A 12,206-nucleotide genomic window follows, 5' to 3' on the forward strand; every position below is an offset into this window, starting at 1 on the left:
CTGGCCGGCAGCCCACAGTGTGAAGTTTCGGCGATGGTACGATGTCGCTCTATAAGTATCTTGCAGAGGAGGCCTACGCCCGCGCGTTGATCGACAGGGGCCAGATCTTCGCGCGCCCCTTGAGCTACTTCCGCGCTTACGAAGACGAGTTGGTGCGCGGCGACCCGGACGATGGCAAGCTGCGCTATGAGCCCGATGGGGGCCTAGTGCTCACCAAAGAGAATGGCGATGTCGTTGAGATGCCGCCTGGCTGGCGATTCCGCGCTTCGGTCCGAGCCGACGACATTTTTGTTTATTGCCTGAGCACTGAGTTGTCGCCCGAGATCGCGACGAGGTTCGAATGCCCGTTCTGTGTCGAGATTAACGAGCCGAACCGCCTGCTTGGCCGAATATCGATGCATGTCCGTCTGCGTTCAAAACTCGACGGCAGGGGCATCTATAGTCGTCAGGTCAGCTACCGGAAACCGGCGGCCGCGCCAGGCGCCGAGTGGGCACTCCCCGAGCGGGTTGCTTTCATCAAGCCCGAGGGCTGGGCATGGCAGAAGGAGCATCGGATCGTTATGGGCCGAAAGGGCGCGTTCGCGGTCGAGAATGTCGAATGCGCACTCGAAAAGGATGTTGGCGACGTGACCGTTGCCACAGCCGCGACCGATCCGCTGATCCTGCATGTCGGTAACCTCTCGAAAATCGCAAAACTGCACGCCTTTTAACGGACACGGCGGAAAAAAATGAGGACAAATGGCTGCTTAACTCATTTCTGACGTGAAACATGCTTGTCCGCATCCGGCCCCAATGAAGCCATGCGCACTTCCCTGCTGCTCACCTTTACTCCCGTCGCCCTTTTTGTGGAGCCGGTGCCCTCCCGTCGCCACTATCCCCACAAACAAAAACCCCCTCCCTTGCGGGAGGAGGTCCATATCTTGCAGGCGCCGCCCGAAGGCGGCTGCGTCAGGCTTCAGATGAGCTTGGCAAGCGCGACCGACGTGTCGGCCATGCGGTTGGAGAAGCCCCATTCGTTGTCGTACCAGGAGAGGATGCGGACGAAGTTGCCTTCGAGCACCTTGGTCTGGTCGATCGCGAAGATCGAGGAATGGCTGTCGTGGTTGAAGTCGCGGCTGACGAGCGGTTCTTCGGTGTAGCCGAGGATGCCCTTCAGGGCGCCGTTGGAGGCGGACTTGATCGCTTCGTTGACTTCGGCAACCGTGGTCGTCTTCTTGGCGACGAACTTGAAGTCGACGACCGAGACGTTCGGTGTCGGCACGCGGATCGAGGTGCCGTCGAGCCTGCCCTTGAGGTGCGGAAGCACCAGGCCGACGGCCTTGGCGGCGCCGGTGGAGGTCGGGATCATCGAGAGGGCGGCTGCACGGGCGCGATAGAGGTCCTTGTGCATCGTGTCGAGCGTCGGCTGGTCGCCGGTGTAGGAATGGATCGTGGTCATGAAGCCGTGGTCGATGCCGACGGCGTCGTCGAGGACCTTGACGACCGGAACCAGGCAGTTGGTGGTGCAGGACGCGTTGGAGATGACCAGGTGTTCCCGGGTCAGCTGATCGTGGTTGACGCCGAAGACGACGGTGAGGTCGGCGCCGTCGGCAGGCGCCGAGACGATGACGCGCTTGGCGCCGGCGGTCAGGTGGGCCGCGGCCTTGTCGCGGGCGGTGAAGATGCCCGTGCATTCGAGCGCGATATCGACGCCGAGTTCGCGGTGCGGCAGGGTCGCCGGGTCCTTGATCGCCGTCACCTTGATCGGCTTGCCGCCGCCGACGATGATCGTGTCGCCGCTGACTTCGACGCTTGCCGGGAATTTGCCGTGGATCGAGTCGTAACGCAGCAGGTGGGCGTTGGTCTCGACCGGGCCGAGGTCGTTGATGGCGACGACCTCGATATCGGTGCGACCGGATTCGACGATCGCGCGCAGCACGTTGCGGCCGATGCGGCCGAAACCGTTGATGGCAACCTTGACAGTCATTTTACATACTCCCGCTTTTAGCTTGTCTTGAAAATTTCAGTTGGATCAGGCGAGCTCTTTTTCGGCTGCGGCAACAACCGCTTCCGCGGTGATGCCGAAGTGCTTGAAGAGGTCCTTGGCAGGGCCGGAGGCCCCGAAGGACTTCATGCCGATGAAGCTGCCCTTCGGACCGATGAAGTGATCCCAGCCTTCGCGCACGCCGGCTTCGACCGCAATCTTGACCGGCGAGTTGCCGACGACCGCGGTCTGGTAGGATTCCGGCTGGTCGAAGAAGAGTTCGACGCAGGGGACGGAAACGACGCGGGTGGCGATGCCCTTGCCGTCGAGGACGGCTTGCGCCTTCAGCGCCAGCTCGACTTCCGAACCGGAGGCGAAGATCGTCACCTTGGCGTCGGCCGCGGAGACCAGTTCGTAGGCGCCCTGGGCGCAGAGGTTCTTCTCCTCATAGGTCTTGCGGGCCGGCGCCAGGTTCTGGCGGGTCAGCGCCAGGCCGGACGGGCGGTGCTTTTCCTTGAGCGCCAGCTGCCAGCATTCCGCCGTCTCGGTTTCGTCGGCCGGGCGGAAGATCAAGAGGTTCGGGATGGCGCGCAGCGCTGCGACCTGTTCGACCGGCTGATGGGTCGGGCCGTCTTCGCCGACGCCGATCGAATCATGCGTCCAGACGTGCACGACGCGGATGCCCATCAGGGCTGCGAGGCGGACCGACGGACGGCAATAGTCCGAGAAGATCAGGAAGCCGCCGGAATAGGGGATCAGGCCGCCATGCAGGGAGATGCCGTTCATGGCGGCGGCCATGGCGTGTTCGCGGATGCCCCAGTGCATGTAACGGCCGGAGAAATCGGTCGGGGTGATCGACTTCATCTGGCTGGTCTTGGTGTTGTTCGACGGCGTCAGGTCGGCCGAACCGCCGAGCGTTTCGATGACGATACCGTTGATGACCTCAAGCGCGTCCTCGGATGCCTTGCGGGTGGCGACCGTCGGGTTGTTCTCGGCGATCTTCTTCTTGAAGGCGTCGATGGCGCTGTCGAAATTGCCCGGCAGGTCGCCGGCGAAACGGCGCACGAACTCGGCCTTCTTCTCGGCAGCGGTGGCGGCGAGGCGATCTTCCCAGTCCTTGCGGACCGTCGTCGAGCGCAGGCCGGCAAGGCGCCAGGCATCGAGAACGTCGGCCGGAACGGTGAAGGCTTCGGCTTCCCAGTTCAGCGCCTTGCGGGCGGCCGCGATTTCCTCGACGCCGAGCGGCGAGCCGTGGACCTTGTGGGTGCCCTGCTTGTTGGGGGCGCCGAAGCCGATGATGGTTTTGCAGGCGATGAAGGTCGGGCGGTCGGACTTCTGGGCGGCTTCGATCGCAGCCGAAATCTGGTCGACGTCATGGCCGTCGATCTCGATCGTGTTCCAGTGGGCGGACTTGAAGCGCATCACCTGGTCGGTCGAATCCGACAGCGAGACGGCGCCGTCGATGGTGATCGAGTTGTTGTCCCAGAAGAGCACGAGCTTGTTGAGCTTCAGGTGGCCGGCAAGCGCGATCGCTTCCTGGCTGATGCCTTCCATCAGGCAGCCGTCGCCGCAGAGCGCGTAGGTGAAATGGTTCTGCAGGTCGGAGCCGAACTCCTCTTCCAGCTTGCGCTCGGCGATCGCCATGCCGACGGCATTGGCAATGCCCTGGCCGAGCGGGCCGGTGGTGGTCTCGATGCCCGACGCATGGCCGTATTCCGGATGGCCGGCGGTCTTGGAGCCGAGCTGGCGGAACTGCTTGATGTCCTCCATCGTCATGTCCTCGTAACCGGTGAGGAACAGCAGCGAATAAAGCAGCATGGAACCGTGGCCGGCGGACAGCACGAAACGGTCGCGGTCCGGCCAGAGCGAGTTCTTCGGATCGAATTTCAGGTAGCGGGTGAACAGAACCGTCGCGATGTCGGCAGCGCCCATCGGCAGGCCGGGATGGCCGGAATTGGCCTTCTCTACAGCATCCATGGCGAGGAATCGGATCGCGTTCKCCATCCGGTTATGTTTGTCGAGAGAGGTCATGGCTAATCCGCTTTTTACGGGTGTCGGTCACGGTCCGCGTGGGACCACTTGAAGAGTGGCCCAGGGACCACCTAAGAGCGGGTGATCCTTAGCAGGTGCAACGCGCAAGTCAACAAAAGCGCCGTCGCGCCGAGGCCATCATGACGAACTTTCCCGCAGCTGCCGGAATTCTGTGCAGCATGTGACGAGGGGCAGAAACATAGTTGACGATCCACAGTTAGGACATGTTTGAAGGGTCTCGATTGATTGACCGGCTTGCAGGCGGTGAATAGTCTTCCGGCCTTGTTGGAGAGGTCGATCGTATCGATTCGGCTCATTTCGTGTATCGACAGGAAGCTTCGCATGCCGTCGGAAAAGACGATCGACATGGTGATTTCGGAACTTAAGGCGGCGATCGGCGGTCTTGAGAGCGCCGTCGATGCGCGCATCGAGCGCCAGCGCGAGACTCAGGATGTGGAGGGCGAGGTCCGCCGGGTGCACGCGGACCGGGCTCGGCTCGCGCAGGAGCTCGACCAGTCGCAATTCCGCGCCAATCGACTGGAAGAAGTAAACCGGGAAGTCTCGAGGCGTCTCGTGACGGCGATGGAAACCATCCGCGCCGTGCTCGATCGCTGATGCGCCAGAATCAAAAGGGAATGCCATGGCCCAGGTAACGGTGATGATCGACGGCAAGGCCTATCGCATGGCCTGCGAGGAAGGACAGGAAAGCCACCTGACCGAACTTGCCGATCGATTCGACCGCTACGTAGGGCACCTCAAAAGCCAGTTCGGCGAGATCGGCGATCTGCGCATCACCGTAATGGCCGGCATCATGATCATGGACGAACTTTCGGAGATGACCCGCAAGCTCGGTCTGCTCGAGACCGAGGTCGCGGCACTCAAATCCAACCGCGACGGCGCGCTTGAAACCCAGCAGCGCAACGAGCAGCACGTGGTCTCGGCGCTCGGCGAGCTCGCCTCGCGGCTCGACGGGCTGACCGCCAAGCTCAACGGCCGCACGCCCGCTCCGGTGAACTGAACGAAGTCGATAATAAAGGCTTGCCGCCACTGGTGCGGACCGGCAATCACACATATATTGCCGATGCGATCTGCGCCTCACGACAGGAACCACAATCCCTGGGGCCATACTCGATCCAAAGGGAGCTGTCCCTGGCCAGGCCCGTGGGCTTGGACACACGGCGCCCACCTACGTTTGTAGGCACCCAGGATCGTAAACATCCATCGGTTGCCGCGGATCGCACTTCTCCCTTTTTGACCTGATTGTTTCCGGCTTCCGGCGACAGTGAAGTCGCAGCCGCATGCAAGGCAAAGACCGCCTGGCTTAAACACTCAGCTGCATTCCGGACTGCAGCCGAGAGGCGGGACTGCTGGTTGGGGGGTCTTTCCCGCGCGGTCATCCTTATTGAATATCCGCGATTCGCATATTGACCGGATGATCTATTCTCGCATCTGCTTGTCACGTGCAGGACGGGCGAAATCGGGTCCGGACTGATCGGCTTGGCTGGTGATTGTTCATCCGGCGGCGACAACTGCGAATGCCGGGCGAGATCTATATAAGAATTCTCCAATTTATCCACCATATGGTGGACTTGGCGCGGCGTGATCGCGGTCTGGACGAGGCTCTTAATCCTCTTTTCAAACGAGGTGGATCTTCCCGACGTGCACCAACCTATTCTTCGGCCTTTGCTTGACAACGGGGGCCGCACCCCCAAGTTCTTGCCGTCCCGTTCACTTGCCGGCCGTATCGATGCCCTTTTTGAAATCCACCTTCGCCCGATCTTCGCTGCTGATGCTTCTGGTCGGGGGCGCCATCCTGTTGGCGATCGTGCTGTCGTCCTTCTTCCTGGCACGGACAACGCAGGTCTATTTCGAGGACGTGGTGAAGCTGCGCGAACTTCGAAGTGCTGCCGCGGACATGCAGCTTTTCCTCCGGGCAGCCGAATCCGGCCAGCGTGGTTTTGTGCTGACGCAGGATGCTGAATTCCTGATCCCCTATACGACTGCCAGTGCGGTCATTCCGCGATTGCGCGAGCGACTGAAGACGGCTGCTGGCAAACTGGACGCCGTGCATGTTCCATTTGCCGAACTCGACCCGCTGATCGACGACAAGCTCGCCGAGATGCAGTCGACGGTGGAGATGGTGCAGAAGGGGAATGCCATCGGGGCGATCGAGGTCATCCGGGGCGCCTATGGCCGGCAGTTGATGGAGGGCATCACGACAATCCTTGGCACGCTGCTCCGTGACACGGACGGGCGGATCGGGACCGGGGTCGACGACCTCAATGATTCGGCAACGGCGCTACAATGGATCACCATTGGCGGCGGCCTGATGATCATCCTCGTCATCGGCGGCGCGATCATGATCGTCGGGCAGCACGTCCGCGAACTGCGACGGGCCCGCTCCGAGGTCGAGGAGCTCAATGCCGGTCTCGAGGAGCGCGTCAACGAGCGCTCCGAGGACCTGATCCAGGCGAACCGCGAAATCCAGCGGTATGCCTATATCGTCTCGCACGACCTGCGTGCGCCGCTGGTCAACATCATGGGTTTCACCAGCGAACTCGACGCGAGCCTCAAGTCGATCAGCACCTATGTGCTGGCCGACGGGACGCCGCTGTCTGAAACTGATGTGAACGATGCCCGTGTCGCGGTCGAGCAGGATCTGCCGGAGGCCATCGCCTTCATCCGCTCGTCCACCAAGAAGATGGACGGGCTGATCAACGCCATCCTGAAGATTTCCCGCGACGGGCGGCGCGAACTGAAGCCGGAGAGGATCGATCTCGGGGAACTCCTCGAGGCGACCGCCGCCAGCATCTATCACCAGGTCAGCGAAGCGGGCGGAGGGGTGAATATTTCGGTCGCTCAGGCTCGGGGCCTTGTTACCGACCGATTTTCGCTGGAACAGATTTTCGGCAATCTCTTCGACAATGCGGTGAAATACAAACATCCGGATCGGCCGTTGACCCTGTCGGTCAAGGCCATGCCGCTTGGCCGCGCTGCGATCAGGATCGAGGTTTCAGACAATGGCCGGGGTATCGCCCAGGAGGATCACGAGAGGGTTTTCGAGCTTTTCCGCCGCTCGGGCGTTCAGGACCAGCAGGGCGAGGGTATCGGTCTTGCGCATGTGCGCTCATTAGTTAGAAATTTAGGCGGTGAAATTACGGTGACGTCCACATTGGGCGGTGGGACGACGTTCGTCATCCGGTTGCCCACGGATCTGTCCCACTATGTCAGGAGTTACGGGTCATGAAGGCTGCCGGTAAAGAAGTCACCATCGTGATGATCGAAGACGATGAAGGCCATGCGCGCCTGATCGAGAAGAACGTCCGTCGTGCTGGCGTCAACAACGAGATCGTTCCCTTCACGAACGGCAATGCAGCTCTCGATTTTATCCTCGGCGCGGATCGTTCCGGAGACCCAAATCAGGATCGCCATCTGCTGATCCTCCTCGACCTCAACCTGCCGGACATGTCGGGTGTTGACATCCTGGAGAAGGTGAAGTCCAACCCACACTCCAAGCGTTTGCCGGTGGTCATCCTGACGACCACGGACGATGAGCGGGAGATTCAGCGCTGCTATGATCTCGGCGCCAACGTCTACATCACCAAACCGGTGGACTACGACAGTTTTGCGCATGCCATCCGACAGCTCGGGCTGTTCTTTGCCGTGATGCAGATACCCGGACAATAACGAGACGCGATGCCGCAAACCATACTTTATGTCGATGACGATCTCGCGCTTGCCAGATTGGCGGAGCGCCATTTTATGCGTGCCGGCTATCAGGTGGTCCATGCCGTTGACGCGGCGTCGGCAATGGCGGCGGTGGAAAAGGGCGGCATCGACGCGATCGTCCTCGATCATTACCTGAAGACCGGAACCGGGCTCGACATCCTTCACAAGCTGAAAGACCAGGACTCGGTCATCCCGGTGATCTACGTCACCGGTTCCAGCGACGCGACGATCGCCATCGATGCGCTGAAGAGCGGCGCGTCCGACTATGTCATCAAGACGGTCGGCGAGGAGTTCTGGCCGCTGATGGAAAGCGCGATCGCGCAGGGCATCGCCAATGCCGAATTGCGGCAGGCCAAGGAAAAGGCCGAGCAGGAGATCCGCCTGGGCAAGGAACGCGCCGAGGTTCTGCTCGCCGAGGTTAATCACCGCGTGGCCAACAGCCTGGCGCTGGTCGCGGCACTCATCCGCCTGCAGGTATCCAGCAGCAAGAGCGACGACGTGAAGGCCGCTCTTTCCGAGACGCAGGCGCGCATCAGCGCGATCGCCGGCATGCATCGCAGCCTCTACACATCCGACGACGTCCGGCATGTGGAGATGGACAAATATCTGGGCACGCTGGTGCGTGAGGTCCAGGGCTCCGTCAACGGCGATGGGGGACCGTCGATCCGCCTCGATGCCGAACCTTTGTCGCTGACCTCCGATCGCGCCGTCTCCGTCGGCATGATCGTCACGGAACTGCTTACCAACGCGCTGAAATATGCCTATCCGGCCGGCACCGAGGGCGAAGTGCGGGTGCTGCTCAAGCGTCAAGACGAGGGCAATGCGCTTCTCGCCGTCGAGGATGACGGGATCGGCTGGCGCGAGGGCGACGTGCCGAAAGGAACCGGGCTCGGCAGCCGCATTGTCAAATCCATGGCCGCGACGCTCGGTTCGACGATCCATTATGTGCCCTCTCTTGCCGGCACTCGCGCCGAACTGACGGTCAGCCTTCAATAGCTGCGGCGTCGGGGGGACGGGTCACGGCTTCCGCGGTGCAAACCCTTCATTTTGTTCCAACCATTGCAATGCCCGCATGACGACCCTATGATTTACGCATGCGAGTGAAGGTGCATAGCTCCGAGAACCGGTCCCGGTTTTCCGAACTGTGCGTGAAGCATCGCCGACGAAGCGCTCCGGCGCGGTCGTATGGATGCGGGCCGCTCCCTGGGGCGGCACGTTCGTTTTGCGTGCAGGCATATTGTTCCAATTAAAGAGCTTCTCTTGTTAACCGAAATACTCATCGTCATCGCCCTCACCGTTTTGAACGGTGTCCTCGCGATGTCGGAACTTGCCGTCGTCTCCTCCCGCCCCGTGCGGTTGCGGATCATGGCCGAGCAAGGCAATCGCGGTGCCGCCACAGCCATGCGGCTTGCGGAAGATCCCGGCCGCTTCCTCTCCTCCGTCCAAATCGGCATCACGCTGGTCGGCGTGCTGTCCGGTGCATTCTCGGGCGCCACGCTCGGCGCGCGATTGACCACCTGGTTCGAGGCGCAGGGCATGGCGGACAATCTCGCCGACTGGCTGGGCGTCGGCACCGTCGTTGTCATCATCACTTATCTGTCGCTGATCGTCGGCGAACTGGTGCCGAAGCAGATCGCACTGCGGGCGCCGGAGGCGGTTGCCGCCCGTGTCGCGCCCGCCATGAAACTGCTGGCGACGGTCGGCGCGCCGATCGTCTGGTTCCTCGATATTTCCGGCCGAATCGTCCTCAGCCTGCTTGGCCAGAGGGGCGAGTCGGGTGACCGGGTCACCGACGAGGAAATCCGCACCGTGCTTGCCGAAGCGCAGAGCGCCGGCGTGATCGAGACGGAGGAATCCGCGATGATCTCTGGCGTCATGCGGCTTGCCGACCGCACCGCGCGCGGCCTGATGACGCCGCGGCGCGATGTCGAGGTCATCGACATCGAAGACAATTCGGATGAGATCCGCGAACAGCTGCGCGCCACGCAGCGTTCCCGCCTGCCGATCCGCAACGGCAGTTCCGACGAAATCCTCGGCACGCTGTTCGTCAAGGACGCTTACGATTTCATCGCCGGCGGCAAGATGCTGGATATCCGCGGCATCATGCGCGAGGCGCCCGTCGTGTCGGACCTCACCGGCGCGCTCGACGTCATCCAGGCGCTGCGCCGCGCGCCGGCCCATATGGTGCTCGTCTACGACGAATACGGCCATTTCGAAGGCATCATCACCTCGGGCGACATCCTCGAGGCGATCACCGGCGTGTTCCAGGAGGAAAACGACGAAGAACCTGCGATCGTTGCGCGGGACGACGGTTCGTTCCTGATCGCCGGCTGGATGCCGGTCGACGAATTCTCCGACCAGATGGGGTTTTCGCTCGGGGACGACCCAGGCTACGAGACTGTCGCGGGCTTCGTGCTCGACGAGATGAAACGCCTGCCTGAACTTGGCGAGAGCTTCACCAAGAACGGCTGGACCTTTGAGGTGATCGATCTCGACGGCCGCCGCATCGACAAGCTGCTGGTCAGGCGGTCGGACAAGGTATGACGGACGTCCTGAAGACCAAGGCGGAGCTTCGTGCCGCGCGGCTTGCCGCACGGGATGCCATTCCCCCGGTCGAGCGCATCGAGAAGAGCCTTGTCATCGCATCGCACGGGGCAGAGGCAATCCGTATCGAGCCCGGCGCGATCGTTTCGGGCTTCCTGCCGATCCGCTCGGAAGTCGACGTGCGGCCGCTGATGGCACATCTCAGGGACCGTAGCGCGCGGCTCTGCGTGCCGGTCATTCTCGACAAGAAGACGATCATCTTCCGCGAACTGGTGCGCGGCGCCGAATTGGTGCCGGGCGTGTTCGGCACGTTCGGCCCGGGGCCGGATGCGGCGGAACTCGAGCCGCAGGTGATGCTGGTGCCGCTCTCGGCCTTCGATGCCGGAGGGCACCGGATCGGCTATGGCGGCGGTTATTACGACCGGGCGATCCACCGCCTGCAGCAAAAAGGCCTGAACCCGACGCTGATCGGGATTGCCTTCGACTGCCAGGAAGTGGCATCAGTTCCCGTTGAACCTCACGATATCAGACTAGACGCTGTCCTGACGGAGAGCGGTTACCGGCCCTTCGAAGACATCGGCCGCGCACAGATTGGATAAGAATGCGCCTTTTGTTCCTGGGTGACATGGTGGGCAAGACCGGCCGCGTGGCGGTCTGGGAAAAACTGCCCGGCCTCGTCGCCGACCTCAATCTCGATTTCGTCATCGTCAACGGCGAGAATGCCGCCGGCGGCTTCGGTATTACCGAGGATATCTTTCTCGAGACGATCAATGCCGGCGCCGACGTGGTGACGACCGGCAACCATGTCTGGGACCAGAAGGAGGCGGTGAGTTTCGCCGGCCGCCACGAGCAATTCCTGCGGCCCGCCAACTATCCCGCCGGCACGCCGGGCAAGGGATCCGGCATTTTTTACGCCCGCAATGGCGCGCGCATTCTGGTCGCCAACATCATGGGCCGGGTGTTCATGCATCCCGAGCTCGACGATCCCTTCAAGAGCGCCGAAACGATCCTTGCCGCGGCTCCATTGAAGGAGCAGGCGGACGCGATCATCTTCGATTTTCACGCGGAAGCGACCAGCGAAAAGCAGTGCTTCGGGCATTTCGTCGACGGCCGCGCCAGCCTCGTGGTCGGCACCCATACGCATGTGCCGACCGCCGATTGCCACATCCTCAACGGCGGCACCGGCTACATGTCGGATGCCGGTATGTGCGGCGATTACGATTCATCGCTCGGCATGGACAAGGAAGAGCCGCTCAACCGCTTCATCTCGAAAATGCCGAAGGGCCGTTTCGAGGCGGCGACCGGCCCCGCGACCATCTGCGGCCTCGGCATCGAGATTTCCGATGCGACGGGCCTCGCTGAGAAGATCGAGCCGCTCCGGATCGGGCCGCGGCTCGCGGAAACCATCCCGTCGTTCTGGCGGTAATGCCGCCTACGGTCGGCGCGACAGCCAGTCCTCGAAGCCCGCGAGCGTATCGACGCCGCCATCCAGCACCGCCTCGTACACAAGCGCGCTCGGGGCCGGCTTGCCGCCTTTCGGCGCGGTTGCAGCAAGGTCGGCCTTGATGGCGAGGATGGTTTTCCGCACCTCGTCGGTCAAGCGGGGCAGCAGCGTCTTCAGATGTTTCAGGTCGGACACACCGGATTTCCAGCCAAACGCAAGGCATCCTCGAGGCCGAGGGCGCTGACGATCGTATCGGCCTGAGCCTGCAGTTCGGCCTGCTTTTTTAAAATGTCGGACATGGCCTTCTCCGCTTGGGTATTCCCACTTAAGGGAGATTTGCGTCAGATATTAAGCTTTTGGCGTCAATAGCGGCCTTGATCGGGACCTCGCGCCGACATGCTCTTTGACATTTGCGCTGCAAATAAGTAGGAACGGCGCAAGTTCGGCTGCGAGTGTTGCAGCCACAGCGCTTCGTGCGCGACAATCCGAAAGACA

Annotated in this window: 12 protein-coding genes and 1 other RNA gene; 10 read left to right on the top strand and 3 right to left on the bottom strand. The window is 61.9% G+C overall.

The window, feature by feature from the left end; genetic code table 11:
* Positions 1-41 precede the first annotated feature (41 nt).
* A complete protein-coding gene (locus AC1D3C_RS12455; RefSeq protein WP_477483105.1) occupies positions 42-710 on the top strand; it encodes a hypothetical protein in 669 nt (222 codons plus the stop codon).
* A gap of 245 nt (positions 711-955) precedes the next feature.
* Here the strand turns inward: AC1D3C_RS12455 and gap are convergent, their stop codons facing one another.
* Together gap and tkt are read right to left on the bottom strand one after the other, a co-directional pair.
* On the bottom strand, positions 956-1,966 hold the full coding sequence (gene gap, locus AC1D3C_RS12460) for a type I glyceraldehyde-3-phosphate dehydrogenase (protein WP_247036151.1): 1,011 nt from the start codon (positions 1,964-1,966) through the stop codon (positions 956-958).
* A 45-nt stretch (positions 1,967-2,011) separates the two neighbouring features.
* Entirely contained in the window at positions 2,012-3,994 is a 1,983-nt protein-coding gene (gene tkt, locus AC1D3C_RS12465; RefSeq protein ID WP_477483106.1) for a transketolase, read from the bottom strand.
* A gap of 342 nt (positions 3,995-4,336) precedes the next feature.
* Here tkt and AC1D3C_RS12470 point away from each other — a divergent pair, with 342 nt between their 5' ends.
* The 9 genes from AC1D3C_RS12470 to AC1D3C_RS12510 all read left to right on the top strand — a co-directional run bounded on the left by AC1D3C_RS12470 (position 4,337) and on the right by AC1D3C_RS12510 (position 11,693).
* Positions 4,337-4,609: a DUF4164 domain-containing protein gene (locus AC1D3C_RS12470; RefSeq protein WP_038544942.1), complete on the top strand. Its 273-nt coding sequence runs from the start codon at positions 4,337-4,339 to the stop codon at positions 4,607-4,609.
* Between the two features lie 25 nt (positions 4,610-4,634).
* A complete protein-coding gene (locus AC1D3C_RS12475; RefSeq protein WP_038544939.1) occupies positions 4,635-5,012 on the top strand; it encodes a cell division protein ZapA in 378 nt (125 codons plus the stop codon).
* 64 nt (positions 5,013-5,076) lie between these two features.
* A non-coding RNA gene (gene ssrS, locus AC1D3C_RS12480) (6S RNA) lies at positions 5,077-5,235 on the top strand.
* Positions 5,236-5,741: 506 nt separating this feature from the next.
* Complete coding sequence (locus AC1D3C_RS12485) at positions 5,742-7,241, top strand: sensor histidine kinase (RefSeq protein WP_477483107.1); 1,500 nt, start codon at positions 5,742-5,744, stop codon at positions 7,239-7,241.
* Positions 7,238-7,681: a response regulator gene (locus tag AC1D3C_RS12490; RefSeq protein WP_477483108.1), complete on the top strand. Its 444-nt coding sequence runs from the start codon at positions 7,238-7,240 to the stop codon at positions 7,679-7,681. Before AC1D3C_RS12485 ends, AC1D3C_RS12490 begins: the two co-directional genes overlap by 4 nt.
* A gap of 9 nt (positions 7,682-7,690) precedes the next feature.
* Positions 7,691-8,719 (top strand): sensor histidine kinase, encoded by a 1,029-nt coding sequence (locus AC1D3C_RS12495; RefSeq protein ID WP_477483109.1) that lies wholly within the window; start codon positions 7,691-7,693, stop codon positions 8,717-8,719.
* Positions 8,720-8,983: 264 nt separating this feature from the next.
* Positions 8,984-10,267: a hemolysin family protein gene (locus AC1D3C_RS12500; RefSeq protein ID WP_477483110.1), complete on the top strand. Its 1,284-nt coding sequence runs from the start codon at positions 8,984-8,986 to the stop codon at positions 10,265-10,267.
* On the top strand, positions 10,264-10,866 hold the full coding sequence (locus AC1D3C_RS12505; RefSeq protein ID WP_477483111.1) for a 5-formyltetrahydrofolate cyclo-ligase: 603 nt from the start codon (positions 10,264-10,266) through the stop codon (positions 10,864-10,866). The genes AC1D3C_RS12500 and AC1D3C_RS12505 overlap by 4 nt, the downstream gene beginning before the upstream one ends.
* A 2-nt stretch (positions 10,867-10,868) precedes the next feature.
* Positions 10,869-11,693, top strand: a complete 825-nt coding sequence (locus AC1D3C_RS12510; RefSeq protein ID WP_477483112.1) for a TIGR00282 family metallophosphoesterase — start codon at positions 10,869-10,871, stop codon at positions 11,691-11,693.
* 6 nt (positions 11,694-11,699) lie between these two features.
* Here the strand turns inward: AC1D3C_RS12510 and AC1D3C_RS12515 are convergent, their stop codons facing one another.
* Positions 11,700-11,906 (bottom strand): hypothetical protein, encoded by a 207-nt coding sequence (locus AC1D3C_RS12515; protein ID WP_477483113.1) that lies wholly within the window; start codon positions 11,904-11,906, stop codon positions 11,700-11,702.
* Between the last annotated feature and the right edge of the window lie 300 nt (positions 11,907-12,206).

Source organism: Neorhizobium sp. P1_A6 (assembly GCF_056406795.1).

What these genes read in the sequence shown, in the direction of transcription:
- AC1D3C_RS12455 (WP_477483105.1), top strand. Translation starts at nt 42, where the DNA reads ATGTCGCTCTATAAGTATCTTGCAGAGGAGGCCTACGCCCGCGCGTTG.
- gap (WP_247036151.1), bottom strand. Translation starts at nt 1,966, where the DNA reads ATGACTGTCAAGGTTGCCATCAACGGTTTCGGCCGCATCGGCCGCAAC.
- AC1D3C_RS12470 (WP_038544942.1), top strand. Translation starts at nt 4,337, where the DNA reads ATGCCGTCGGAAAAGACGATCGACATGGTGATTTCGGAACTTAAGGCG.
- AC1D3C_RS12475 (WP_038544939.1), top strand. Translation starts at nt 4,635, where the DNA reads ATGGCCCAGGTAACGGTGATGATCGACGGCAAGGCCTATCGCATGGCC.
- AC1D3C_RS12485 (WP_477483107.1), top strand. Translation starts at nt 5,742, where the DNA reads ATGCCCTTTTTGAAATCCACCTTCGCCCGATCTTCGCTGCTGATGCTT.
- AC1D3C_RS12490 (WP_477483108.1), top strand. Translation starts at nt 7,238, where the DNA reads ATGAAGGCTGCCGGTAAAGAAGTCACCATCGTGATGATCGAAGACGAT.
- AC1D3C_RS12495 (WP_477483109.1), top strand. Translation starts at nt 7,691, where the DNA reads ATGCCGCAAACCATACTTTATGTCGATGACGATCTCGCGCTTGCCAGA.
- AC1D3C_RS12505 (WP_477483111.1), top strand. Translation starts at nt 10,264, where the DNA reads ATGACGGACGTCCTGAAGACCAAGGCGGAGCTTCGTGCCGCGCGGCTT.
- AC1D3C_RS12510 (WP_477483112.1), top strand. Translation starts at nt 10,869, where the DNA reads ATGCGCCTTTTGTTCCTGGGTGACATGGTGGGCAAGACCGGCCGCGTG.